This window comes from Streptomyces sp. NPDC025638, from assembly GCF_055558775.1.
In genome coordinates this window covers 64,462-88,502 of record NZ_JBVHLX010000017.1, presented here as the reverse complement: position 1 = coordinate 88,502, position 24,041 = coordinate 64,462, and the positions used below count along the sequence as shown (strand labels likewise).

The 24,041-nt window shown below is 69.9% G+C and carries 22 protein-coding genes and 1 pseudogene; 9 read left to right on the top strand and 14 right to left on the bottom strand.

All coding sequences use genetic code 11. The features are described 5' to 3' along the window. Nucleotides 1-12: 12 nt before the first annotated feature. Nucleotides 13-915: a menaquinone biosynthesis prenyltransferase MqnP gene (gene mqnP / locus ACZ4EG_RS35960; RefSeq protein WP_467793573.1), complete on the bottom strand. Its 903-nt coding sequence runs from the start codon at nucleotides 913-915 to the stop codon at nucleotides 13-15. After that, nucleotides 912-2,363: a menaquinone biosynthesis decarboxylase gene (locus ACZ4EG_RS35955; RefSeq protein ID WP_467793572.1), complete on the bottom strand. Its 1,452-nt coding sequence runs from the start codon at nucleotides 2,361-2,363 to the stop codon at nucleotides 912-914. Before ACZ4EG_RS35955 ends, mqnP begins: the two co-directional genes overlap by 4 nt. Nucleotides 2,364-2,439: 76 nt before the next feature. On the opposite strand from ACZ4EG_RS35955, the pseudogene ACZ4EG_RS35950 reads away from it, so the two are divergent. After that, nucleotides 2,440-2,706, top strand: a pseudogene (locus ACZ4EG_RS35950) (PLD nuclease N-terminal domain-containing protein); the annotation flags it as partial. A gap of 2 nt (nucleotides 2,707-2,708) precedes the next feature. After that, nucleotides 2,709-3,590: a LysR family transcriptional regulator gene (locus tag ACZ4EG_RS35945; RefSeq protein WP_467793641.1), complete on the top strand. Its 882-nt coding sequence runs from the start codon at nucleotides 2,709-2,711 to the stop codon at nucleotides 3,588-3,590. Here ACZ4EG_RS35945 and ACZ4EG_RS35940 read toward each other — a convergent pair. After that, nucleotides 3,487-4,434: a DMT family transporter gene (locus ACZ4EG_RS35940; protein WP_467793571.1), complete on the bottom strand. Its 948-nt coding sequence runs from the start codon at nucleotides 4,432-4,434 to the stop codon at nucleotides 3,487-3,489. The genes ACZ4EG_RS35945 and ACZ4EG_RS35940 overlap by 104 nt on opposite strands. 102 nt (nucleotides 4,435-4,536) lie before the next feature. After that, nucleotides 4,537-5,304: a CDP-alcohol phosphatidyltransferase family protein gene (locus ACZ4EG_RS35935; protein WP_467793570.1), complete on the bottom strand. Its 768-nt coding sequence runs from the start codon at nucleotides 5,302-5,304 to the stop codon at nucleotides 4,537-4,539. A 165-nt stretch (nucleotides 5,305-5,469) separates the two neighbouring features. Here ACZ4EG_RS35935 and ACZ4EG_RS35930 point away from each other — a divergent pair, with 165 nt between their 5' ends. From ACZ4EG_RS35930 to ACZ4EG_RS35915, 4 genes are all read left to right on the top strand, one after another. Beyond that, a complete protein-coding gene (locus ACZ4EG_RS35930) occupies nucleotides 5,470-5,919 on the top strand; it encodes a nucleoside deaminase (protein WP_467793569.1) in 450 nt (149 codons plus the stop codon). Next, nucleotides 5,912-6,883: an isopenicillin N synthase family dioxygenase gene (locus ACZ4EG_RS35925; RefSeq protein WP_453559410.1), complete on the top strand. Its 972-nt coding sequence runs from the start codon at nucleotides 5,912-5,914 to the stop codon at nucleotides 6,881-6,883. Before ACZ4EG_RS35930 ends, ACZ4EG_RS35925 begins: the two co-directional genes overlap by 8 nt. Before the next feature lie 99 nt (nucleotides 6,884-6,982). After that, nucleotides 6,983-9,091: a hypothetical protein gene (locus tag ACZ4EG_RS35920; protein ID WP_467793568.1), complete on the top strand. Its 2,109-nt coding sequence runs from the start codon at nucleotides 6,983-6,985 to the stop codon at nucleotides 9,089-9,091. After that, on the top strand, nucleotides 9,091-10,638 hold the full coding sequence (locus ACZ4EG_RS35915; RefSeq protein WP_453559404.1) for a type 1 periplasmic-binding domain-containing protein: 1,548 nt from the start codon (nucleotides 9,091-9,093) through the stop codon (nucleotides 10,636-10,638). The genes ACZ4EG_RS35920 and ACZ4EG_RS35915 overlap by 1 nt, the downstream gene beginning before the upstream one ends. A 15-nt stretch (nucleotides 10,639-10,653) precedes the next feature. Here the strand turns inward: ACZ4EG_RS35915 and ACZ4EG_RS35910 are convergent, their stop codons facing one another. The 8 genes from ACZ4EG_RS35910 to hemL form a co-directional block, all read right to left on the bottom strand. Then, nucleotides 10,654-11,058 (bottom strand): SRPBCC domain-containing protein, encoded by a 405-nt coding sequence (locus ACZ4EG_RS35910; RefSeq protein WP_467793567.1) that lies wholly within the window; start codon nucleotides 11,056-11,058, stop codon nucleotides 10,654-10,656. 35 nt (nucleotides 11,059-11,093) lie between these two features. Next, on the bottom strand, nucleotides 11,094-12,194 hold the full coding sequence (gene ccsB, locus ACZ4EG_RS35905; RefSeq protein ID WP_467793566.1) for a c-type cytochrome biogenesis protein CcsB: 1,101 nt from the start codon (nucleotides 12,192-12,194) through the stop codon (nucleotides 11,094-11,096). Beyond that, entirely contained in the window at nucleotides 12,191-13,903 is a 1,713-nt protein-coding gene (gene resB, locus ACZ4EG_RS35900; protein WP_467793565.1) for a cytochrome c biogenesis protein ResB, read from the bottom strand. The genes ccsB and resB overlap by 4 nt, the downstream gene beginning before the upstream one ends. A 3-nt stretch (nucleotides 13,904-13,906) precedes the next feature. Continuing rightward, nucleotides 13,907-14,683 (bottom strand): cytochrome c biogenesis CcdA family protein, encoded by a 777-nt coding sequence (locus ACZ4EG_RS35895; protein ID WP_453559392.1) that lies wholly within the window; start codon nucleotides 14,681-14,683, stop codon nucleotides 13,907-13,909. A gap of 1 nt (nucleotide 14,684) precedes the next feature. Then, nucleotides 14,685-15,272: a TlpA family protein disulfide reductase gene (locus ACZ4EG_RS35890; RefSeq protein ID WP_467793564.1), complete on the bottom strand. Its 588-nt coding sequence runs from the start codon at nucleotides 15,270-15,272 to the stop codon at nucleotides 14,685-14,687. A 66-nt stretch (nucleotides 15,273-15,338) separates the two neighbouring features. After that, nucleotides 15,339-16,619 carry a polysaccharide deacetylase family protein gene (locus ACZ4EG_RS35885; RefSeq protein WP_453559386.1) on the bottom strand — a complete coding sequence of 427 codons (1,281 nt, stop codon included), beginning with the start codon at nucleotides 16,617-16,619 and terminating at the stop codon, nucleotides 15,339-15,341. A 156-nt stretch (nucleotides 16,620-16,775) separates the two neighbouring features. Further along, complete coding sequence (locus ACZ4EG_RS35880) at nucleotides 16,776-17,423, bottom strand: histidine phosphatase family protein (protein ID WP_467793640.1); 648 nt, start codon at nucleotides 17,421-17,423, stop codon at nucleotides 16,776-16,778. Between the two features lie 32 nt (nucleotides 17,424-17,455). Beyond that, nucleotides 17,456-18,772, bottom strand: coding sequence for a glutamate-1-semialdehyde 2,1-aminomutase (gene hemL / locus ACZ4EG_RS35875; protein ID WP_467793563.1), 1,317 nt, complete (start codon nucleotides 18,770-18,772; stop codon nucleotides 17,456-17,458). 324 nt (nucleotides 18,773-19,096) lie between these two features. Here hemL and ACZ4EG_RS35870 point away from each other — a divergent pair, with 324 nt between their 5' ends. Beyond that, entirely contained in the window at nucleotides 19,097-19,732 is a 636-nt protein-coding gene (locus ACZ4EG_RS35870) for a hypothetical protein (protein ID WP_363299752.1), read from the top strand. Nucleotides 19,733-19,779: 47 nt separating this feature from the next. Here ACZ4EG_RS35870 and ACZ4EG_RS35865 read toward each other — a convergent pair whose 3' ends face one another. Beyond that, entirely contained in the window at nucleotides 19,780-19,914 is a 135-nt protein-coding gene (locus ACZ4EG_RS35865) for a hypothetical protein (RefSeq protein ID WP_467793562.1), read from the bottom strand. A gap of 220 nt (nucleotides 19,915-20,134) precedes the next feature. Here ACZ4EG_RS35865 and ACZ4EG_RS35860 point away from each other — a divergent pair, with 220 nt between their 5' ends. After that, nucleotides 20,135-20,779, top strand: coding sequence for a CBS domain-containing protein (locus tag ACZ4EG_RS35860; protein ID WP_467793561.1), 645 nt, complete (start codon nucleotides 20,135-20,137; stop codon nucleotides 20,777-20,779). 590 nt (nucleotides 20,780-21,369) lie between these two features. Further along, nucleotides 21,370-22,101, top strand: coding sequence for a dienelactone hydrolase family protein (locus tag ACZ4EG_RS35855; RefSeq protein ID WP_467793560.1), 732 nt, complete (start codon nucleotides 21,370-21,372; stop codon nucleotides 22,099-22,101). Between the two features lie 269 nt (nucleotides 22,102-22,370). Here the strand turns inward: ACZ4EG_RS35855 and ACZ4EG_RS35850 are convergent, their stop codons facing one another. Next, nucleotides 22,371-23,828 carry an amino acid permease gene (locus tag ACZ4EG_RS35850; RefSeq protein WP_453559375.1) on the bottom strand — a complete coding sequence of 486 codons (1,458 nt, stop codon included), beginning with the start codon at nucleotides 23,826-23,828 and terminating at the stop codon, nucleotides 22,371-22,373. Nucleotides 23,829-24,041: the final 213 nt, after the last annotated feature.

Sequence of the window (24,041 nt, the reverse complement as noted above, 5' to 3'; positions counted from 1 at the left end):
GCCGCACCGTACTCAAACGGTCAGACCCCGAACCAGGAGATCCAGCAGCGCGCACACGAACAGGGCAATGCCGATGAAGCCGTTGACGCTGAAGAACGCCCTGTTCAGGCGGGACAGGTCGTGTGGGCGGACGATCGTGTGCTCGTAGACGAACGCGGCCACGACGATCAGCAGGCCCAGCCAGAAGAACGCGCCGGCGCCGGTGAGTACGGCGTACCAGACGAACAGGGCCGTGGTGAGGGTGTGGCAGGCGCGGGCGCCCCAGATGGCCGCGGGGATGCCGAAGCGGGCCGGGACCGACATGACGCCGATCTCGCGGTCGGTCTCGACGTCCTGGCAGGCGTAGATCAGGTCGAAGCCGCCGATCCAGATGCCGACGGCGAGGCCGAGGACCACCGCGTCCCAGGACCATGTGCCCGAGATGGCGAGCCAGCCGCCGACCGGGCCCATCGCCTGGGCGAGGCCCAGGATCGCCTGCGGGAAGTTCGTGAACCGCTTGCCGTAGGGGTAGACCACCATCGGGATCACCGCGATGGGGGCCAGGGCCAGACAGAGCGGGTTCAGCAGGGCCGCCGAGCCCAGGAAGATCACCAGCGCGATCAGCGCGCCGGTCCAGGCGTGCCTCACCGACATCGCGCCGGTCACCAGCTCACGGTGGGCGGTGCGCGGGTTACGGGCGTCGATCTCGCGGTCGATGATCCGGTTGACCGCCATGGCGAACGTACGCAGGCCCACCATGCAGATCGTGACCAGCAGCAGCCGGCCCCAGTGGATGTTCCTGTCCCACTCGAACATCGCGGTCAGCGCGGCGATGTACGCGAAGGGAAGCGCGAAGACCGAGTGCTCGATCATCACCAGACGCAGGAACGCCTTGGTGCGTCCCGGCTGCGGGAGTGCCGCGGAGGCGCTGCTCACAGGCCGTACTCCTTCCAGCGACGGTCCACCAGGGCCGCCGTATCCGGGTCCGACAGGACCATCTCCGGCCATCCGCCGTCCCTCGTGTAGCCCTCCTCGGGCCACTTCCTCGTCGCGTCGATGCCCGCCTTGCCACCCCAGAACTGCTGGTAGGAGGCATGGTCGAGATGGTCGACGGGCCCCTCGACGACCGTGAGGTCACGGGCGTAGTCCGTGTTGCCGAGGGCCCGCCAGGCGACCTCGTGCAGATCGTGCACATCGCAGTCGGCGTCCACGACGACGATCAGCTTGGTCAGGGACATCATGTGGGCCCCCCAGATCGCGTGCATCACCTTCTGGGCGTGCTTCGGGTACTTCTTGTCGATCGAGACGATCGCGCAGTTGTGGAAGCCCCCGGCCTCGGGCAGGTGGTAGTCCACGATGTCCGGGACGATGATCTTGAGGAGGGGGAGGAAGAAGCGCTCGGTGGCGCGGCCCAGCGGGCCGTCCTCGGTCGGGGGCCGGCCGACGACGATCGACTGGAGCAGCGGCCGCTTCCGCATCGTCACGCAGTCGATCTTCAACGCCGGGAAGGGCTCCTGCGGCGTGTAGAAGCCGGTGTGGTCGCCGAAGGGACCCTCCGGGAGCATCTCGCCGGGCTCCAGCCAGCCCTCCAGGACGACCTCGGCGTTCGCCGGGACCTGGAGCGGGACCGTCTTGCAGTCGACCATCTCGATGCGCCTGCCCGCGATGAAGCCGGCGAACAGGTACTCGTCGATGTCACCGGGGAGCGGGGCGGTCGAGGCGTAGGTCACGGCCGGGGGGCAGCCGAAGGCGATCGCCACCGGGAGGCGCTCCCCGCGCCTGGCCGCGACCTGGTAGTGGTTGCGGCTGTCCTTGTGGATCTGCCAGTGCACGCCGATGGTGCGCCGGTCATGGCGCTGGAGGCGGTAGAGCCCGAGGTTGCGGACCCCGCTCTGAGGGTCCTTGGTGTGCGTGAGCCCCAGGTTGAAGAAGGAGCCGCCGTCCTGCGGCCAGGTGAACAGCGCGGGGAGCATGCCGAGGTCGACGTCGTCGCCCTGGAGGACGACCTCCTGCACCGGAGCGTCCTTGACCTTCTTCGGCGGCACGTGCGTCATCGAGCCGAGCTTCCCGAACGCCTCGCGCACCCCGACGAAGCCGTGTGGCAGCTCGGGCCGCAGCAGCCCGCCGATCTTGTCGCTGATCTCGCCGTACGACTTCAGGCCGAGCGCCTTCAGCAGGCGCCGGTCGGTCCCGAAGACGTTCATCGCGAGGGGCATCGCGGAGCCCTTCACGTTCTCGAAGAGCAGCGCCGGACCGCCGGACTTCTGCACCCGGTCGACGATCTCCCCGACCTCCAGATACGGGTCGACCTCGACCTTGACGCGCTTGAGGTCGCCTTCGCGTTCCAGCGCCCTGAGCAGGGACCGAAGATCGTCGTAAGCCATGTGACCCAGTATCGGCCACGGGCTAACCTGGGCCCGTCACCGGGGCCGTCTCACTCTGTCGAGGGATCTCACGCCAATGCTCAGGTATCTCCCCTTCCTGCTGGTCCTGGCGCTGTGGATCTACGCGTTCGTGGACTGCCTCAACACGCCCGAGGAAGAGGTGCACGGGCTGCCGAAGGTGGCGTGGGTCATCATCATCCTGCTCTTCGGCGAGGTGCTGGTCGGCCCGGTCGCCTGGCTGATCGCCGGCAAGGTGCGAACCCCGGCTCCCGCCGCCTGGGTCGCCCCCGACGACAACCCCGAGTTCCTGAAGTCCCTCAGGAAGGACGAGCCCGAGGCCGAGTGATGGAGCTCCGGCTGCTCGTCACCTTCGAGAAGGTCGCCACCGTCCTGAGCTTCACCGGGGCCGCGGCCGAGCTGAAGTACGCCCAGTCCAGCGTGACCGCCCAGATCCGCGCCCTGGAGTCGGACCTGGGCGCGGAGTTGTTCGACCGGCTCGGCAGCCGTATCCGGCTGACGGAGGCGGGCGAGCGGCTGCTGCCCTACGCCCGGCGGATGATCGAGCTGGCCGAGGAGGCGCGGACGGTGGTGGCCGACGCGGACGAACCGGCCGGAACCCTCACCATCGGCACGATGGAGTCGCTGACCTCGTACCGTCTGCCGCCGCTCCTCGAACTGTTCCACCACCGCTACCCCGGGGTGCGGCTCTCGCTGCGCACCACCATCGGCGACGAGACCCGGCAGGCGCTGCGGCAGGGCACGTACGACCTGGGCTTTCTGATGGAGGAGCAGACCGAGCACGCCGGGCTGGAGGGCGTGGTGCTGGCCGAGGAGCCACTGGTGCTGGTGGCCGCGCCCGGACACCCGCTGGCCGGGAAGCCGGTCGCGACGGCGGACCTGGTACGGCAGCCGCTGCTGGCGACCGAGCCCGGCTGCGCCTACCGGGACCTGTTCGAACGGGAGCTGACCGCCCTCGCCCCGGTGGACTTCATGGAGTTCGGCACGATCGAGGCCACCAAACGCGCGGCGGCGGCCGGCCTCGGGAGCGCGCTGCTGCCCGAGGTGACGGTCGCCGCCGAACTTTCGGAGGGTTCTCTCGTACGACTGGCGTGGGAGCCGTCGTTCACGCTTCGCACGCAGCTGGCGTGGCGGGCCGGGAAGCGGCTTCCGGCGCATGCGCGGCTGTTCGTGGAGCGGGCGCGGCAACTGGTCGTCGAGCAAGGGTGACCTTCAGGCTCGCGGTCACGATCAGCGGTACGCCCAGCGCCTGGACGAGGCCGATGTGGTGGCCGTACACCGCCCAGTCCATGACCATCGCGACGGCCGGGTAGACGAAGGCGAGGACGGCGATCTTCGAGGTGGCCAGCCGGGCGTAGGCGGCGTACATCAGGACGTACATCACCCCGGTGTGGATCAGCCCGAGCCCGGCCAGCCAGCCCCAGTCCCAGCCCGTTCCGCTCATCGCGCCGAAGTCGGCGAAGGGGAGCAGCAGCGGGATGCCGACGAGGACCTGGACGAGGGCGATCAGGTGCGGGCGTACCCCGGTGATGCGCTTGGTGACCAGGGTGGACAGACCGTAGAGGAGGGCGGCGAGCAGGGCCTGGCCCACGCCGACGACATACGAACCGCCGCCCGTGAAGTCGCCGGGCGTGACGCCCGAGACGAGGATCAGCCCGGCGAAGGCGAGGGCGATCCACCCCACCGTGGCGGCCGTGATCCGCTCGCGGAACAACAGGGCGCCCAGCAGGACCACGTAGAACGGCTGCGTGTGGTAGACCACCGTCGCCACGGAGATGGACGTGTTCTCGTACGACTGGAAGAGCAGCACCCAGTTGAAGACGATGAACACGCCGCCCAGGACAGCCAGTCCGAGGGTGCGCGGGGTGAAGCCGTGGTCGCGCAGCCAGCCGCGGGCGACGATGTAGCCGCCGAGGGCGAGGGCGCCGAACAGGACGCGGAAGAACACGACGTCGAAGGGCGAGGCGCCCGACTCGACGACGAAGACGCCGAGGGTGCCGGAGAGCACCATCGCGATCGTGAGCTGGGCCGTGCCCTTGTTCTCTGGGGTCATGCCGTCGAAGCTACGAGCGGGCACCGGTGCCGGTCCACGCGGCGGTGGGGCGTCCTGCCGATGGGCTCATCGGCACCGCCGATGAGCCCGGGTCAACCGGCGTCAGCGCAGGCGGGACGAGGACAGGATCGACAGCAGGTGGGCCGGGACCATCACCCAGGTGATCACGGCGAGCGCGCCCAGCGCCCAGCGGGTGGGCTCGATGCCCCCGGTGACCTCGCCGGCGAGCGCGGCGACGAGCAGCACCAGGGACGCCTCGATGCCGTTGGTGACGCGGTGGATCTTGAAGGCGGCGGCCAGCCTGCGCACCGTCGCGACGCCCTGCGAACGCGGCCGGGTCGCCTCGTCGTCGGCCACGGTCAGTCCGCGCCGGGCGCGTGCCACGTCCACCAGGTCGGTGGAGGCCTTCAGCAGGACGACACCGAGCGCGGTGGCGATGCCGACCGACACCCAGCCGCCGTAACCCGAGCGCGCCGCGTGGAAGCCGGCGCCCGCCATCAGCGCGGCGTCCGCGAGATAGGCGCCGAGGCGGTCGACGTAGATGCCCGTCGCGCTGTTCTGTCCTTTCCAGCGGGCGACTTCGCCGTCCACGCAGTCGAAGAGGAGGAACAACTGCATCAGCACCGCGGCCAGGACGGCGCCCGTCAGACCGGGTATGAGCAGGGCCGCGCCGGAGGCGATCCCGCACACCACCATCGTCCAGGTCAGCTGGTCCGGGGTGACCGGAGTACGCACCAACTGCCGGGTGAACCGCAGCGAGATCTTCCGCATGTACAGCCGGCCCGCCCAGTGCTCGCCGTTGCGGCTCGCCAGCTTGGCCTGCGGCTGTACGACCTCCCGCAGCTCCTCCAGAACCGGAGCGGCAACCATGACTTCCTCCCACCACCGGGGGCCGACTGCCGCTTCGCGCGGCGATTGATCGGGCCAGGGTACAGAGTGGGTTTCCCGGCGCTTTACCGAGGCCATCCCTGAAGGCCCCCGTACGTTGGGCATGTTGTCCCGGTGCCGGCGCCCGTGCCCGAGGAGAGTGAACGCATGGATCAGCAACAGGCCCGCGCCTGGCTCGCCATCGCCGTCGCCGAGGCCCGCGCCGGGCTCGCCGAGGGCGGCATCCCGATCGGCGCGGCCCTCTACGGCGCCGACGGCACCCTCCTCGGCCGCGGCCACAACCGCCGTGTACAGGACGGCGACCCCTCGATGCACGCGGAGACGGCCGCCTTCCGCGCGGCGGGGCGACAGCGGTCGTACCGGGGCACCACGATGGTGACCACCCTCTCGCCCTGCTGGTACTGCAGCGGCCTGGTCCGCCAGTTCGGCATCTCCCGGGTCGTGGTCGGTGAGGCGGCCACCTTCCACGGCGGCCACGACTGGCTGGCCGAGCACGGCGTGGAGATCGTGCTCCTGGACGACCCCGAGTGCACGGCACTCATGCGTGAGTTCATCGAGAACAACCCGGCCCTGTGGAACGAGGACATCGGTGAGTGAGCCCCGGCCCCGCATCCCGACGATCGACCTGCGCCCCTGGCTCGACGGCGGCCCCGAGGCGCGCGGGGACATCGCCCGTACCGTCGACCGGGCCCTGCAGACCGCCGGATTCCTGCTCGTGACCGGGCACGGGGTGGAGCCCGGGCTGCGCTCGGCCGTCCGGGAGGCCGCGCGCCGGTTCTTCACGCTGCCCGTCGAGGCCAAGCAGGCGTACGAGGCGAAGGTCGGCGGACGCGGGTGGCTCGGGCCGGGGGCGGAGGCCAACGCGTACGCGGAGGGGACCGAGACCCCGCCCGATCTGAAGGAGTCCCTGACCTTCGCGACGCACGAGCCGTTCGAGGACCCGGTGGTCAACGCCGAGTGGTACGCGCCCAATGTGTGGCCGGGCGAGGTTCCCGAACTCCGGCCGCTGTGCGAGCGGTATCTGGGGGAGATGGCCGCGCTGGAGAAGCGGCTCCTTTCCCTGCTCGGTCACGCCCTCGGGCTCGAACCGGACTTCTTCAGCCGGCACATGGACCATCCGACGTATGGCTTCAACATCAACTGGTACCCGGGGACCGAGGTGATCGGCGAGCCGCTGCCGGGGCAGTTCCGGATCGGTCCGCACACCGACTTCGGGACGGTCACCATCCTGGACCGGCAGGCGGGCAGGGGCGGGCTCCAGGTCCACACGGACGAGGGCGGATGGCGGGACGCGCCCTTCGACCCCGCCGCCTTCACCATCAACATCGGTGATCTGATGGCCCGTTGGACCGGAGACCGATGGCGGTCGGGGCGGCATCGCGTGCTCCCGCCGCCCTCGGACGCACCCACCGAGGAGCTGATGTCCCTCGTCTACTTCGGCGAATGCACCCCGGGCACACTCGTCGAGTCCGTCCCGGCCCCGGTGGGACGAGTGGTGCACCCGCCCGTCGACTCACACGTGTACCTGCGTGAGAAGCTGGACTCGATCACCGTCGATTGATGGGCCTGATCATGTCGACAGTTTCGTAATCCAACGGACACCACGCGATCTGGTACGAAGCAACTCCCCCTTCCTACACTGGTGTTGAGGGGGGATGCGGTGCACAGACGTCTGCACGGACGGGGGGCCCTGTTCGACACAGATCCGGCCGGCCTGGCTCCGAGGCTCGTGGGTCTGCGCCCCTACCAGCACCGTGCACATCCGTTCGAGCACCCGGCGGAGCCGCCCTTCGTCATGCTCACCGGCGCGCGGGGCCTGGGCAAGAGCGCGGTGCTCGGCGAGCTGCGGGAGGCCTACAAGGGCCACACGCCGGTCGCGTTGGTCGACTGTGCGGACGCGCAGTTCGCGGGGCCGCCCGCGGACCGGCCCGCCGAGTCCTGGTCACCGGTGGCGCAGGCGCTGCTGGTCATCGCCGAGCAGCTCGCTGAGCCGGTGACCGGAGCCGGCCGGATCACCTTTCCCCGGCTGATGTCGGGCCTGGTGGCGGTGGCGGCCGGCGGCTGGAGCGACGCCGACTCGGAGCGGATCCGGCGCGAGGTCGAGCGGATCCTGCTGCTGAACGAGAGCGGGTCGTGGATCAGCGGCTTCGCCGGGCGCTGGGCCGGGAAGGTGGCGGCCAAGGTGGTCGCCGCGGCGACCGGCAGCGGGCCGTTCCTGTCGGGGGCGATCGAGGCCACGCTGGAATCCGTCGCGGAGGGCTTCGCGAGCCGCCGGCACCAGAAGGCGTCGGTCTGGTACCGGACGTATCCGAACGCGGGCGGGCACGCCCAGCGCGGGCTGATCCTGCTCTCCGGGCACTTCCGGGCGGGCGGCACCTCCCGGGAGCACGCCGAGCGCCATCTGGTGCGGGCCCTGCTCGCCGATCTGACGGAGGCGTACGCGGGCGTGCTGCCCCGTATGCAGCGGCTCGGGCGGCCGCTCGTGCTCATCGACAACGCGCAGATCGCGCCGGGTCCGGGGCTCATGGAGGCGGTGCTGCGGGACCGCTCCGAGGGCATGACCGACCAGGTGGCGTTCATCGGCGCGCTGCGCGGCGACGGGCGGGAGAGCTTACGCAACGCCGTACGGCATGCGCTGCCCGAGGTGGCCCGGCGCAGCGACTGGACCCCGGACGCCGCCGTGCCGTCCTCGCGGGCGCTGCTCGTGTCGCTGCCGCCGCTCACCCCCGACGACACCCTGCACATCGTGGGCGCCGTCTGCGACGAGACACCGGTACCGCCCCAACTCCCGCACGCCACCCACCGGCTGACCGGCGGCAACCCGCTCGGCATCGTCCTGCTCGCCGAGTCTGCCGCGCAGAACCTGCCGCAGGCGGCTTCGCTCGGCGAACTGCTCACCGCGGACGTCCGGCTGCACGAGGACCACGCCGGCTCCCCCACCTATCTCGAACTCCTCGACCGGCTGGTGCCCGCCGACCGGCTGGACGAGCTGACCGTGCTGGCCGCGGCCCACGACCACGACTCGGCCTGCGCCCTGGCCGCGGTCCTGCTCCCGGACGACTTCGGCCCGGCGGACGTACGGGCCCTGCAGACCCGGCTCGCCCAGGAGGGACTGCCGGGCGCGCCGGGCCAGTTCGTCGGCGATCCCTTCGTACGGACCCTGCTGCTGCTCCGGCTGCATCTGCGGGAGCCCGACCACGGGCAGTGGCGCACCGCCCACGAAACCCTGATCGCACACTACGAGCAGGCCACCGAGCCCACGGACGCCTTCCGGCTGCACCACGAACTCGCCCTGGGAACCACCGAGTCGGCGGTCGCCCAGCTGCGCGACACCTTCCACTCCCTCGACACCCGTGCCTGGCTGCGCACGCTCCGCTTCGTCGCGTCGGCGCCCTACTTCCACGCGCACGACGCCGAAGGCCGCGACTTCGGCGGCCGGGGCGACCGGCGGGCCGCCGTGGCCCTCGGCCGCACGGACGCCGCCCAGGATGTGCCGGAGGGCGTGGACGCCGTACTGCACCTGCGGATACGGCGGTTGCTGCACGCGGTGTGGCAGCTGGCCGATCCGCTGGTGCTGCCCGATCCGAGGGTGTGCGACCGGCTGCGGTTCGAGCTGGAGCAGTTGTCCAATCTGCGGCCCGCGGGCAACGCGCTGCTGTGGCGGGCCTCGCGGGACTGGCCGGCGGCCGCGCTCGCCGGGCGGGCGCCGGCCGGGCCGGACGACGAAGACGACCCGAATGACCCGGACGACCGGAGCGGGGGGGCGTGATGGCACGCAGGGGTCTGGGCACATGGCTGCGCGAGGGCGTCTGGGAGATCCCGCTCCGCCGCTATCTCGCGCTCCTGGTCGCGGCATGCCTGGTGACCGGCCTGGTCCTCGCCGTGCGCACCCTGACCCACGACGACCGCTCCTGCGCGCCCGGAGTGGCACGCCCGAAGGACAGCGACGAGTGCGTGGGCGTGGCGACGACGGCGTACGACTTCGGGCATCCCGAGCTCCGGGACACGGTACGGGCGATCGAACGGGAGAACGGCCGCCTGAAGCCAGGGAGTTATGTGACGGTGGCGATGATGCTGCCGTACACCGCGACCGCCGCGGCCAGCCTCAGCGACATACAGCACGAGTTGCAGGGCGCCTATCTGGCGCAGTACCGGGCGAACCACGACTCCAACGGTGAGGCCCCGGCGATCCGGCTGGTGCTCGCCAACCCGGGCGCCACCGGCGCCCATTGGCGGCAGATGGTCGACCGGCTGGCGCACATGACGACCACCTCGGACCGGCTGCGGGCGGTCGCCGGCGTGGGGCAGAGCACCGACAACAACAAGAAGGCCGTCAGGGAGCTGACCCGGCTGGGCATCCCGGTGGTCGGCTCCTCCATCACCGCCGACGACCTGGCCAACGGCCAGGGCGACAAGGACCCCTTTCCGGGGCTGGCCCGGGTCTCGCCGACCAACACCGACGAGGCCCGCGCGCTGGCCTCCTTCGCCAAGGTCGGCGCGGGCAAGGCGCTGCTGGTGTACGACAAGCCCGGTGACCCGTACACCCGGACGCTGCAGAAGTCGTTCGCCGCGCTGATCAAGGGGTCGCCCTACGAGCCGCAGCCGTTCACCCCGCCGGCCGACCGCACCCAGGAGGGCACGACCGCCAACACCTTCCGGCAGATCACCCACCTGGTGTGCGACACGTCCAAGGAGACCGACACGATCCTGTTCGCGGGCCGGCACACCCAGCTGCGGCAGTTCATCAACGCGCTGGGCGGACGGGGCTGCCAGGAGCGGAAGTTCACGGTGCTGACCGGGGACGAGGGCTCGTATCTGACCGGCGAGAAGGACCTGGACCGCGCCGCCCTCAGGCACAACCTCGCCGTCCGCTACACCGCCCTCGCGCACCCGGACGCCTGGGTGAGGGATCCCGCGAGGACGGGGGGCTCGGCGGCGGACGCGCAGGTGCTCCAGCAGCAGCTGGCGAGCGGCAAGCGGCGGCCGGTCGGGCCGATCGGGCCGGTCGCCCTGGACGACGGGCAGCTGATCATCGCGTACGACGCCGTCCAGCTGGCCGTGCACGGCATCCGCGAGGCGGTCCCGGACGGACGGAAGATCCCGGCGCTCGCCGATGTGGGACTGCAGTGGCCGCAGGTCAAGGGGTCGCTGCGGGTCGACGGGGCGAGCGGCTGGATCTGTCTGGACGTGCACGGCAACCCGTACGACAAGGCCGTGCCGATCGTGGAACTCTCCCCGGAGGGCGGCTCGCGGTTCGTGCGGATCGCCTGGCCGGAGGGGAAGCCGCCGGCGAAGGAGTGTCTGCCGCCGTCCTAGGCCGCGCCCGCCGTCCTAGGCCGCACCCTCCACGACCTCGATCAGGCGTTCGAATCGGGTCCGCCAGCGCAGCTCCGACTCCCCGTCCCCCCGGAACTCATGGGTGAAGCGCAGGGCGCTCCCCGTCTCCCCGTCCCGCTCCAGATGGAAGCGGACCCGGCCGGCGCCCTCCAGCGTGTACTCGGCGACCCGGTCCACGTCCCATGCGGTGATGTGCCCGCTGCCCAGGTCACGCAGGGTGACCGAACCCCCCAGCCGGGGTTCGAGGACGTCGGCGACGGTGAACCAGCCCGCGAGCCCCTCCGGGGTGGCGAGCGCGGGCCAGACCGTGTCCATGGGCCTCGGGAGCCGCACCAGGAAGTGGAGGATGTGCGTGTTCCCATGGGTCTGGCTGATGCCCTGTTCGATGGAACCGCTCATGACACCAGCCTGACCCGTCACGCAGGGTTCCGCACTTACACGCCCGCGTAGGAGTGCTTGCCGCTCACGAAGATGTTGACGCCGTAGTAGTTGAACAGCCAGCAGCCGAACGCGATCATCGCGAGGTAGGCGGCCTTGCGGCCCTTCCAGCCGGCCGTGGCACGGGCGTGCAGATAGCCGGCGTAGGCGACCCAGGTGATGAAGGACCAGGTCTCCTTGGGGTCCCAGTTCCAGTAGCGGCCCCAGGCGTCGCCCGCCCAGATCGCGCCCGCGATGATCGTGAACGTCCACAGCGGGAAGACGGCCGCGTTGACGCGGTAGGCGAACTTGTCCAGCGAGGCGGAGGCGGGCAGCCGCTCCAGGACCGAGGTCGCGAACTTGCCGGGCTTGCCGCCGCTGACGAGCTTGTTCTCGTACGAGTCCTTGAACAGGTAGAGGATCGTGGCGACCGCGCCGACGTAGAACACCGCGCCGCAGAAGATCGCGGTGGAGACGTGGATGTACAGCCAGTACGAGTGCAGGGCCGGGACCAGCTGGTCGCTCGCCGTGTACAGGACGGTCACCGCGAGGCCCAGGTCGAGCAGGACCGTGGTGATGAGGAACAGGCCCATCCAGCGCACGTTCTTCTTCAGCACCAGCAGCCCGAGGTACACGCCGACGGCGACCGTGGAGAACGTGATGTTGAACTCGTACATGTTGCCCCACGGCGCCCGCTGCACGGAGGCCGCGCGGGCGACGACACCGCCGAGCTCCACCAGGAAGGCGAGCACGGTGAGGGACACGGCGATACGGCCGTAGAGGTCGCCCTGCTCGTCACCGCCGTGGGCGCCGGGGCCGTCCGGCACGTCCCGGGCGCCGGCCGAGGACCGGACGACGACCTTGGGCCGCTCCAGGACGGCGGTCCCGCCCGCCCGCTGCACGGTGACCGCGGGTGCGGCCGCCTTCTTCGACGCGTCGGCGGTGAGCGCGGCGGCCGTACGGCCGACCTTGCTGCGGCTGCCGAGCAGCCACTCGGCGATGTACGCGAAGAAGGCCAGGGTGTAGACGGCCATGGACGAGTAGATCAGCGTGTTGCTGATGCTCGCCAGATGCTCATTGGTCGCGATGGCGAGATCGGTTGCGGCGGCGAGAGTCACTTCTCAGCCCCTTCGGCAGGTACGACTTCGGGGTCGGGGGATTCTGCAGGGTCGTCGGGGTCGGGTGCCCCCGGCGCCTGGTCGTAGAGGTTGCCCGCGAGGTCGCCCAGTTCCTCGGGCACCTTGGCGGACTCGCTGCGGCCGAGGCCGGCCATCTCGACGACGGTCACGCCGTCGGCGCCGCGCACGGCCCGCACCCAGACGCGGCGGCGCTGGATGAACAGGGACGCGGCCAGACCGAAGATCGCGGCGAGCGCGCCGCCGAGCGCCCAGCCGCTGCCGGGCTCCTGGACGATCTCGAAGCCGGCCCACTCCTTGATGTCCTTCTCGAAGGTGATCGAGCCGGCGCCGTTCGGGAGCTGCGCGGTCTCGCCGGGCTTCAGATTGACCCTCAGCTGCCGGCCCTTGGCGTCCTTGAAGGCCTTCATATGGGTCTTGTTGAGCTGGTACACGCTCTGCGGCAGACCCGAGTTGACGCCCAGGTCGCCGTGGTACGGCGCGAGGTTGAGCACCGGGTTCAGCAGCGACGGGAACTGCGAGAGCACCGAGGCGCCGCCGCCGTAGGTCGGCAGGAAGAAGGCCTGGATGCCCAGCTGCTCGCCGGTGCCCTTGGCGTCCTTGTAGCCGTCCATGACCTTGACCACGCCGTTCGAGGTGACGTTGCCGTCGAGCGGGAGCAGCGGCACGGCGTCGCGGTAGACGACGGTGCCCTTGCCGTCCCGGACCGTGATGACCGGCGCGTAGCCATGGCTGACCAGGTAGACCTTGGAGTCGCCGATCTTCAGCGGCTCGTTGACCTTGATGGTGGTCGACTTCTGCTTGCCGTACGCGCCGTCGGTGTAGGTGATGCCGGCCTGGAAGGTGCGCGGGGTGCCCCGGGTCGGGCCGGTGAGCTCGTAGGTGGCCCGGAAGTCCTTGAGGTCGAAGCTGAACGGCACCAGGTCGTCGGTGGTGAAGAGGCTGCCGGACTTGAAGTCGTCGTACTGGATGATCGAGTTGGCGAAGCCGTCGCCCTCGACGACCAGCTTGGTGCCGTCCGACTTGTACAGCTGGCCCGAGGCGAAGGCCACCAGCATCACGATCAGCGCGATGTGGAAGGCCAGGTTGCCCAGCTCACGCACATAGCCCTTCTCGGCGGCGACGGCGTCACCCGCGACATGGGCCCGGAAGCGGCGCTTCTTCAGCAGGGCGAGCGCGGACTCGCGGACCTGCTCGGGGTCGGCCTCGGTGCGCCAGGTGGTGTAGGCGGGGAGCCGGGTCAGCCGCTTGGGCGCGGCCGGCGGGCGGCTGCGCAACTGGCCGACGAACTGCCAGGTGCGGGGCACGATGCAGCCGATGAGGGAGACGAACAGCAGGATGTAGATCGCGGAGAACCACACCGAGCTGTAGACGTGGAACAGGCCGAGCTTGTCGTAGACCGGCGCGAGCGTCGTGTGGGTCTTGCGGAAGTCGTCGACCTTGGTGGCGTCGGTTCCGGCCTGCGGGATCAGCGAGCCGGGGATCGCGGCGAGCGACAGCAGCAGGAGAAGGAGCAGCGCGACCCGCATGGAGGTGAGCTGCCGCCAGAACCAGCGGACCCAGCCGATGACGCCCAGGGAGGGCAGGTTCGGCAGCTCCTCCCGGGGTGCCGTGGACAGCTGGGAGCCGGCGGCGCCCAGGTCCTGGTCCTCGGCGCCGGCCGCGGAGTTGTCCGTTGTGGTGTTGCTCATCGGTCAGATCCCCACATTGAAGCCGGTGGACCAGGTCTGCATCTGGCTCACGAGACTGTCCCACGCCCCGGTCAGCAGCAGCACACCGGTGGCGACCATCATCGTGCCGCCGATGCGCATCACCCACACATAGTGGCGTTTGACCCAGCCGAAGGCGCCGAGGGCCTTGCGGAAGGCGACGGCGGTGAGGACGAAGGGCACGCCGAGGCCCAGGCAGTAGGCGACGGTGAGTACGGCGCCGCGGCCGGCGCTCGCCTGCTGCGAGGAGAGGGCGACGACGGAGGCGAGGGTGGGACCGATGCAGGGGGTCCAGCCGATGCCGAACAGTGCGCCGAGGAGGGGCGCGCCCACCAGGCCCGTGGCGGGGCGCCGGTGGAAGCGGAACTCACGCTGGGTCAGCCAGGGCATCATCCCCATGAAGAAGACGCCCAACAGGATCATGAGGACGCCGAGCACCTTGGACAGCGTGTCCTTGTACTCCTGCAGGGTCTGCCCGAAGTAACCGAAGAGCGCGCCGCCGGAGACGAAGACGGCCGTGAAGCCGAGCACGAACAGCGAGGCGCCCGCCACCATCCGGCCACGGCGGGCCTCGCCCAGGTCGGTACCGGTGACCCCGGTCACATAGGAGAGGTAGCCGGGGACGAGGGGCAGGACACACGGCGAGAAGAACGAGACCAGGCCGCCGAGCACGGCGATCGGCAGGGCCAGCAGCAGGGCGCCGCTGTAGACGGTCTCGTTCTTGCCCACCAACTCCGCGGCGAGCGGGACAAGCGCACTCACGTCACTTCTCCGCGAGGACCGGCTTGAGCATCTTGAGCAGGTTCTCCTCACTGAGCGCCTCCAGGGCCCGCGCGGCGATCTTCCCGTCCCGGTCGATGACCAGCGTGGAGGGGATCAGCTGCGGGTTGAGCGTGCCCTTCTTGAAGCGGAGCATCAGCTTGCCCGTCGGGTCGTACAGGCTGGGGTAGGTGATCCCCTGCTCCTTCTCGAAGGCGATCGCCGGGGTGGTGCTGGTGTCCCGGGTGTTGATGCCGACGAACTGGACGCCCTTGTCCTGGTAGTCCTTGGAGACCTTGGCGAAGTACTTGCCCTCGGCGCGGCACGGACCGCACCAGGAGCCCCACACATTGACGACGACGACCTTGCCCTTGTAGTCGGCGACATCGAGGGTCTTGCCGTCGATGGTCTTGCCGGACAGGTCGGGCGCCGGGGAGCGGTGGCCCTTGGCGGCTGTGTCGATGCCGTTGTTGCCCGTGACGAAGTTGGTGTTGCCGCCTCCGCCGGAGGTGCCGCCGGAGGTGCACGCGGACAGGGTCAGCGCCGCTGCGGCGGCCGCGGCGGCAAGCAGGAGGCGGCTACGGGAGGTCATGTGAAAAGTTTCGCATGTCCGTTCCGAGGATCTTGGGCACCCCCCTTGCGGGCGGAAACCCGCATTTCAGGCCGCGTTCGAGGCGGCTCCGGAGGCCAGGAAGGTCTTCCAGCCGCCGACCGGCTGCTGCCCGACGTCCAGCGTACGCAGCTTGCCGAGCACCTGCGGCCGCTGTACGTCCAGCCAGTCCACGAACTGCCGGAAGGAGACCATCCGTACGTCGGCGCCCTTCTCCTTCTCGCGCGCGATGTGCTTGAACGCCTCCTCGACGGCGTCCATGTAGATGCCGCCGTTCCACTGCTCGAAGTGGTTGCCTATGAAGAGGGGTGCGCGGTTTGTCTCGTACGCCCGCTTGAATCCGGATATGTAGGCCTGCGCCGACTGCTGCCGCCAGCCCGGGTAGTTGTGGGCGGGCGCCTTGGTCGAGTTGACCGACTGATTGGCGAGCATGTTGTAGTCCATCGACAGGACCTCGAAGCTGCGGCCGGGGAAGGGTATCTGCTGCAACGGCAGGTCCCAGATCCCCAGCTTCTTCTGCGGCCACACCTGACGGCCGCCGGGCGAGGAGGCGTCGTAGCGCCAGCCGAGCTCGCGGGCGGTGGGCAGCAGGTTGTTCTGGCCGAGCAGACAGGGGGTACGGCCGCCGGCCAGCTCCTTGTCGTAGTCGAACGGCAGCGACGGCAGGTCGGTCCATCCGCTGTTGGTCCGCCACTCCTTCACAAAGGCCTTGGCCTGCTGGATCTCGCTCTTCCACTGCTGCGGGGTCCAGTTGCCGACGGTGCCGCTGCCGGAGCAGAAGTGGCCGTTGAAGTGGGTGCCGATCTCATGGCCCTCCAGCCAGGCGCGGCGGACGTTGGTCAGCGTGGCCTTGACGTGGTCGTCGGTGAGGTAGCCGATGTCGGAGGCACCGCGCGGGTTGTTCGGCGGGTTGTAGAGCCGCTTCTTCGACTCCGGCAGCAGATACAGCCCCGAGAGGAAGAAGGTCATGCTCGCGCCGTGTTCCTTGGCGAGGTCGAGGAAGCGCGGGAAGAGACCGTTGCCGACCTCGCCCGCTCCGTCCCAGGAGAAGATCACGAACTGCGGCGGGGTCTGCCCCGGCTCCATCGGCTCGGGCTTGGCGGGCTGATGGGGCTGCTTGCCCGTGAAGGACGTGGAGCCGTCCCCGATGGGCCGGCCGGGACGCCCGCCGCCCTTGCCGTCGTTTTTGCCCCCGGAGCGGCCCCCGCCGGAACCTGATCCGTGTCCGTCCCCGTCTGAGGCGGTGAGAGTGCCGCAGCCCGCGAGACCGGCGGCGGCCGCGGCGCCCGCGCCGAGGCCGAGTATTCCCCTCCGGGAGAAGGTGCGCATTGAGAACCCCGATTCATCACGTCCTGCTGGTGGTCACCCACTCAGAGGGCATGACGAACCGGTAGGTTCCATCACTTGTTCTATATTTCGCAACGAACGCGACAAAACCGTCCTAAGGGGCCCCGGAATGGGGCCCCTTGACGGAGTGTCAGGCGGTCAGGCGCCGAACGCCTTGCTCTGCCCCTTCACCGGCTTGGCGCCGGAGAGCAGATGGGCGGGGACAAGGTCCCGCGCCGGCTCGGAGTAGCCGACGGACACGATCTTGTCGCCCTGGTAGGTGAAGGTCGTCAGCGAGGCGAGCGTGCACTGCCGTCTGCGCGGGTCGTGCCACAGCCGCCGCCGCTCGACGTACGACCGCACGATCCAGATCGGCAGCTGGTGGCTGACGAGCACGGCCTCGTGCCCGCGCGCCCGGTCCTTGGCCGCGTCGAGCGCGCCCATCATCCGTACGACCTGGTCGACGTACGGCTCGCCCCAGGACGGCCTGAAGGGGTTGACGAGGTGCTTCCAGTTGCCGGGCTTGCGCAGGGCGCCGTCCCCGACGCCGAAGGTCTTGCCCTGGAAGACGTTCTCGGCCTCGATGAGCCGCTCGTCGGTGTCGAGGTCGAGTCCGTGCGCCTTGGCGATCGGGGTCGCGGTCTCCTGCGCCCGCTCCAGCGGGGAGGCGACGGTATACGTCACGTCCCGGGGGGCGAGGTGCTCGGCGACCCGGTCGGCCATCTGCCGCCCGAGCTCGGAGAGGTGGTAGCCGGGCAGACGCCCGTACAGCACCCCGTCCGGGTTGGCTACCTCGCCGTGCCGCATGAGGTGGACGACGGTGATGTCGTTGCTGCTGCTCACGCGGTGGCCTCCGCGGCTGCTCGGGCCGCCGCCGGCAGGGCGTCGGCGATCTTCTGAATGGCCCGCTCGTCGTGGGCCGTGGACACGAACCAGGACTCGAAGGACGACGGCGGCAGATAGACACCGCCCGCCAGCAGCGAGTGGAAGAAGGCGGTGAAGCGGAAGGACTCCTGCGCCTTGGCGTCCTCGTAGCTGCGCACGGGGCGGTTGGTGAAGAAGACGGAGAACATGTTGGAGGCGGTCTGCAGCTGGTGCGCGACGCCTTCCTTGGTGAGGGCCTCGGTGACCAGACCCTGGATCTGCGCGGAGACGGCGTCGACCTTCTCGTACGCCGCGTCGTCCAGGAGCCGCAGCTGGGCGAGGCCCGCGGCGGTGGCGACCGGGTTCCCGGAGAGGGTGCCGGCCTGGTAGACGGGCCCGGCGGGCGCGAGGTGCGCCATGACATCGGCGCGCCCGCCGAAGGCGGCGGCGGGGAACCCACCGCCCATGACCTTTCCGAAGGTCATGAGGTCGGGCCTGACCCCGTCGATCCCGTACCACCCGGAACGGCTGGTCCGGAACCCGGTCATGACCTCGTCGGAGATGAAGAGGGCCCCGTTGCGCTGGCAGGCGTCCTTCAGCCCCTGGTTGAACCCGGGCGCCGGCGGCACGACACCCATGTTGCCGGGCGAGGCCTCGGTGATCACACAGGCGATCTCGCCGGGGTGCCGGTGGAAGGCCTCGTGCACGGCCTCCAGGTCGTTGTACGGCAGCACGATCGTGTCCCCGGCCTGGGCGCCGGTGACGCCGGGCGTGTCGGGCAGCGCGAACGTCGCGACGCCGCTGCCCGCCGCGGCGAGCAGCGAGTCGACGTGGCCGTGGTAGCACCCGGCGAACTTGATCACCTTGGCTCGCTGGGTGAACCCGCGCGCCAGCCGGATCGCCGACATGGTGGCCTCGGTCCCGCTGGACACGAGCCGCACCTGCTCGACGGGCTCGACGCGCGCGACGATCTCCTCGGCGAGAGCGACCTCGCCCTCACCGGGCGTGCCGAACGACGTACCGTGCGCGACGGCCTCCTGGACGGCGGCGATGACCTCGGGGTGCGCATGCCCGAGGATCATGGGCCCCCAGGAGCAGACGAGATCGACGTACTCCCGCCCGTCGGCGTCGGTCAGATACGGACCGGTGCCGGACACCATGAACCGTGGCGTACCGCCCACGGCCCGGAAGGCGCGCACCGGGGAGTTCACGCCGCCGGGCGTGACGGCGGCCGCACGGTCGAACAGAGCCTGCGAGGCAGGTGCTTCGTACGGATAGGGCATTTCGCTCATGACGTGCGACTTCTCCGACTTCTCGGACTCCGGATGCGTAGTGACCTCATCAGGGTAGGACGCCCTAGTCACCGCTCCGACAATCACGTCGCCGTTGCCGGGCCGACCCGGCGCCATCTGCGAGACTGGGAGCTGATACACACAGCTGATACACACAGCTCAAGACACAGCTCATACGGCTCATGGTGTTCAGAGGCTGCGAAGATCCCGCGGACTGGTGTTTCAGCGCACGTTTCGGCGGGCGGCCGTGGGGGAGGTCACTGACACGATGATCGGGTTGCGCGGCGGGGGCCACGCGTCCTAGAAAAGCAGTCGGGTGGAGATATGCATCGCGGTGGCGGACTGGGCGAGGGGACTGATGACCTGGGTCCTCGACGTGCCCGGCGGGGAAGGCACCGACGCGACGCGGAGGAGACCGAGGCACGTCAGTCACACGGGGCACCGGGTGAGTCGGAGCGCGACGAGCGACGTATCGAACGACGGATCGATCCGCTGAGAACGGGGAGCAGGAATGGTGGTCGGGTGGGGGTGACGTACAAATACTTCGGCGCGCCCGACGGCGCGACCGCGGCCCGCGTCCCGATCTCGATGCGCCCCGAGGAACTCGGCGGCGACGAACTCGGCATGAACGGCATGTTCACCAAGATCAAGCCGGAGACGATGGCCGCGATGGTGCTGACCGGCATCGAGGGCGTCCCCCTGCACAAGGTCCCGCCCCTGGAGCTGGTCGTCCTGCACCCCGACTACGCCGTCGTAAAACTCCCGATGACGGTGGTGGACCCGCTGCGGGGCATAGGCGAGGAAGCGGTGGGCGCGGCGGCCTTCATCTGGTCCACGGTCCCGGACCGGGGCGGTCCGCGGGACGCGTTCAACGTGTACCAGCTGCTGCACGAGTGGCAGGACTTCAGCCACCGCTTGCATGAGGCGGGGCATCAGCCGTACTGCCTGGTGTGGCCCTGAACTGGGGTTTCACTGATTTCGGGCGGGGTTTTCGGACCCCGCCTTTGTTATGTGCCGGGAGCGGGCGTCAGGCGGCCAGGGCACATGGGTTTGGACGAGGGCATTGATGACGCGCCCTGGGCGTCCAGCCCGGCGTCCTCGGTGAAGGCGTCGTCGATCGCCTTGGGGGGCGACCTGATCATCCCCATCGATCTACCGCGCACTCGGCCGCACTCCTGGCCGCGGGACCGCCGGCCTCCCCGCCAGGCCGAACGTGACTGGTCGCCGGAGCGGCGCGGTGCTGTCATGGGTAGGGAAGACGGCGTGGACGAGCCGGCAGGGGCGCAGGGGCCAGCGCGCGCATGGTCCGCCCGGGCGGTCCGACCGCGGCCGCCCGTCGCAAAAGCGGAGGAGGCCGATGCCATGCTGTACCGCCGCACGGTCGGTGACGTGATGACCGAGGAGGTCGTCACCGTCCGCCCCAACACACCGTTCCAGGAGGTCGCCGCCCTGCTGGACGCGAACGACATCGTCGCGGCCCCGGTCGTCGACGACGACGGCGCTCCCGTCGGCGTCGTGTCCGCGTCCGACGTGCTGCGACACGAGACCGGCATGCCCGATCCGCAGGGTCAGGACGGGAACGACGAGCGCTCCTGGGGCAAGGCCCGGGCCCGAACCGCGGGCGCGCTCATGAGCAGCCCCGTCTTCACCGCCCACGCCGACTGGACGATCTCCCGGGCCGCGCGGGAACTCCGCAGACGGCACGTCAAGCAGCTGCCAGTGGTCGGCGACGACGGGCTTCTCACCGGCATCGTCACCCGCAGCGACCTGCTCGACGCCTTCGTCCGCTCCGACGTGGAGATCCGCGGCGAGGTCGAGCAGGACGTCCTGGGGCGCATTCTTGGCCTGGACGAGGGCACCGTCGCGGTCGAGGTCCGGGACGGGGTCGTCACCCTTCGGGGACACGTCCCGGAACCGCGTCTCGTACCGGTGGTCGTGGGCCTCTGCCAGGGCGTTGACGGTGTCGTCGCCGTGGACGCCCACCTCGCCGCCGCCCGGGCGGGCTAAGTGTTCTGCCCCGGGAGTCCGGCCGCGGCAGCGGCAGGCCGACCACCAGGTGCAGTCGAGCAGATCCCGGCACGAGACCGTCCCCACCCACGATCACTCTCCGTCTATCGCATCTGATGCGAGAATTTCGCATCAGATGCGACCCGGGGCGTCTTCGCAGCTCAATCGCCCGATGGAGTGATGCACCCGCAAAGGCGCCGCCACGACGGCTGTCGTGGTTCCGCGCGATGCCGAGGTCAACGTCCCTGGTGGGACCGCTCCCCCGCGGTTCGGAGGTGACCTCCAGGTCGGGTGTCGCCTATTCGCATCCGATGCAATTGACGCCGGTAGGAACATCGGTACAGCCATTGGCACTGAGAACGATCATGGTCCGGCTGTAGCCGGAGGGGCGTTCATGCGGCCACGGAGCCTCCGCGAAAACCCGTTGGCGGGCCACGGCGACCGCTGCTACTTTTCCGGAGGCCGTGCGAGAGAACGAGGAGGTGGTACCCGTGAACGCAGTATCGACATGGGTGCTCCCCTCCGGGGTCACGGTCGGGCGATAGGTCGTCCGGGAGCGCCGTTCAAGCGCACTCCCGAAAGGCACGACCATGCATTTCACTTCCGAACAGCGCCTCGACGACGGCGTCCTGGAGCGCGAGTTCACCCTCGGCGAGATCCCCGGCACCCTGTGGACGCCTGGATCCGCATCCGCATCCGCACCGGTCCCGCTGATCCTGATGGCCCACAACAACGGCCTGCCCAAGGCGCAACCCCGGCTGGTGGCCCGCGCCCGGCTCTCCGCGGCGTACGGCTACGCGGTGGCCTCCATCGACGCCGCCGGGTGCGGTGACCGGCCCCGTTCCGCCGCCGACGAGCAGGCTCGCGCCGACCTCCGCCGGGCGATGCAGGCCGGCGAGCAGGTCGACGAGATCTTCGAGTCCTTCGTCGGCCCGCTGGTCGAAAAGGCGGTCCCGGAATGGCGGACCACCCTGGACGCCCTCCTTGAGCTGCCCGAGATCGGCGGCCCGGTCGGGTACTCGGGGTGGACCGCCCTCGGCATCCGCCTTGCCGTGGTCGAGCCCCGCATCGCGGCCGCCGGCTTCTTCGCCGGGGGTTACGTGCCGCTCGCCCAGCGCGAGGAGGCCCGGCAGGTCACCGTTCCGCTGCTGTTGCTGCTGCAGTGGGACGACGAAGGGAACCCCCGGCAACGGGCCCTGGACCTGTTCGACGCCTTCGGCAGCAAGGAGAAGACCCTGCACGCCAATCTGGGCGGCCACCTCGGTACCCCGTGGTTCGAGAGGGAGGACGGGGACCGGTTCTTCGGCCGACACCTGAAGTGAGGCCGGACCGTCAGGCCGGCAGCCGACCGTATCTGCAAGATCCGCGTCCTCATGCACGAAGGGGCGGACGAATCCGATGGTGGACTGGCCTCAAGGACTGACCAGTTGGGCGAACCCGGCCACAGCAGCCAGGCTCACCGTCCGAACTGCCACCGGAGTCACGAGCGGGGGCCGGCCTCGATGGACCGTTTGGCGCTGAGCCGCCCCGGTAAGGCCTTGCGGCGGTGGTGCGGAGCGAGCCGTACCACCGCCGTTCGGCGAGGGTGTCGCTATGACGACGTGATCGACTCCCGGCCGCGGGCCCGGCGTTCGCGGAGGAGGGCGAAGATCACTACGCCGATGGCCACCAGGGTGGACAGGATCACCTGGTCGCGGCCGCCGCCGTCGGCCGTGTCGGTGAGCATGTAGCCCAGTACGAAGGTGATCAGGGCGATGGTGGCCCAGGTCAGGTAGGGGTACAGCCACATCCTGACGATCAGCTTCTCCGGTGTCTCCCGCTCGATGATCTTGCGCATCCGCAGCTGGGAGAAGCAGATCACCATCCAGACGAACAGGGCGATCGCGCCGGAGGAGTTGAGCAGGAACTGGAAGACCGTGTCCGGCCACAGGTAGTTGAAGGCGACCGCGACGAAGCCGAAGACCACCGAGGCCAGGATGGCCGCCCGCGGCACGCCGCGCCCCGTGGCCCGTCCGAAGGAGGCCGGGGCGTCGCTGCGCCGGCCGAGGGAGAAGGCCATGCGCGAGGCGGTGTAGAGGCCCGAGTTGAGGCAGGACAGGACCGAGGTCAGCACGATCGCGTTCATGATCTGGGCCGCGTGCGGGATGCCGATGGAGCTGAGGGCCGCGACGTACGAGCCGTCCTTGAGGATGGCCGGGTCGTCCCAGCGCAGCAGCGAGACCACGATCAGGATCGAGCCCAGGTAGAACACCGCGATCCGCCAGATCACGCTGTTGGTGGCCTTGGTGACGGCGGCCCGCGGGTCCGCGGTCTCCCCCGCCGCCAGCGTGACGATCTCGCTGCCCATGAAGGAGAAGACCACCATCAGGACGCCGGTGAGGATGGCGCCGGGGCCGTTCGGCAGGAAGCCGCCGTGCGCGGTGAGGTAGGAGAAGCCCGATGCGGGGTGGTCGGAGCCGGGCAGCAGGCCGAAGATCGCCAGGCCGCCGATCACGATGAACACGGCGATGGCGACGACCTTGATGCCGGCGAACCAGAACTCGAACTCGCCGTAGGAGCTGACCGAGGCCAGGTTGGTGGCGGTGAGGACGGTCATGACGATCAGTGCCCAGCCCCACTGCGGGACCGCGGGTATCCAGCCGGCCAGGATCTTCGCCCCGGCGGTCGCCTCGACCGCGAGCACCACGACCCAGAAGAACCAGTACAGCCAGCCGATGGTGAATCCGGCCCAGCGGCCCAGCGCACGGTCCGCGTACGCGGAGAACGAGCCGGAGCTCGGGTTGGCCGCGGCCATCTCACCGAGCATGCGCATGACCAGGACGACGAGGACGCCGACGAGCGCGTAGGAGACGAGGATGCCGGGGCCCGCGGCGGCGATGCCGGAGCCGGAGCCGACGAACAGGCCGGCGCCGATGACACCGCCGATCGCGATCATCGAGAGGTGGCGGTTCTTCAGTCCGGCCTGCAGACCGGAGTCGGCCGGAGCGCTCTCGGCGGTCGTCACCGGGCCGGTGTCCGAAGGGGCGGGGACGGGGGGACGTGTGGTCATCTCGACATCCATGGAGGGAGTGCGGACCAGGGCGTCTGGAAATTAGTTCAGTACGATCCAAAAGAACAAGACTTGTTTAAGTGTTCACCTTGCTCTATTTTTCGTGCAGCGCGCGGAGCCGCATCGTTCGCTGCGGCCACCGCGTCGTCCCCGTGTTCCGGCCCCTGTGGAGCCCCCATGCACAACAGCGCGGCATGGTCGCGAGAACCTCCC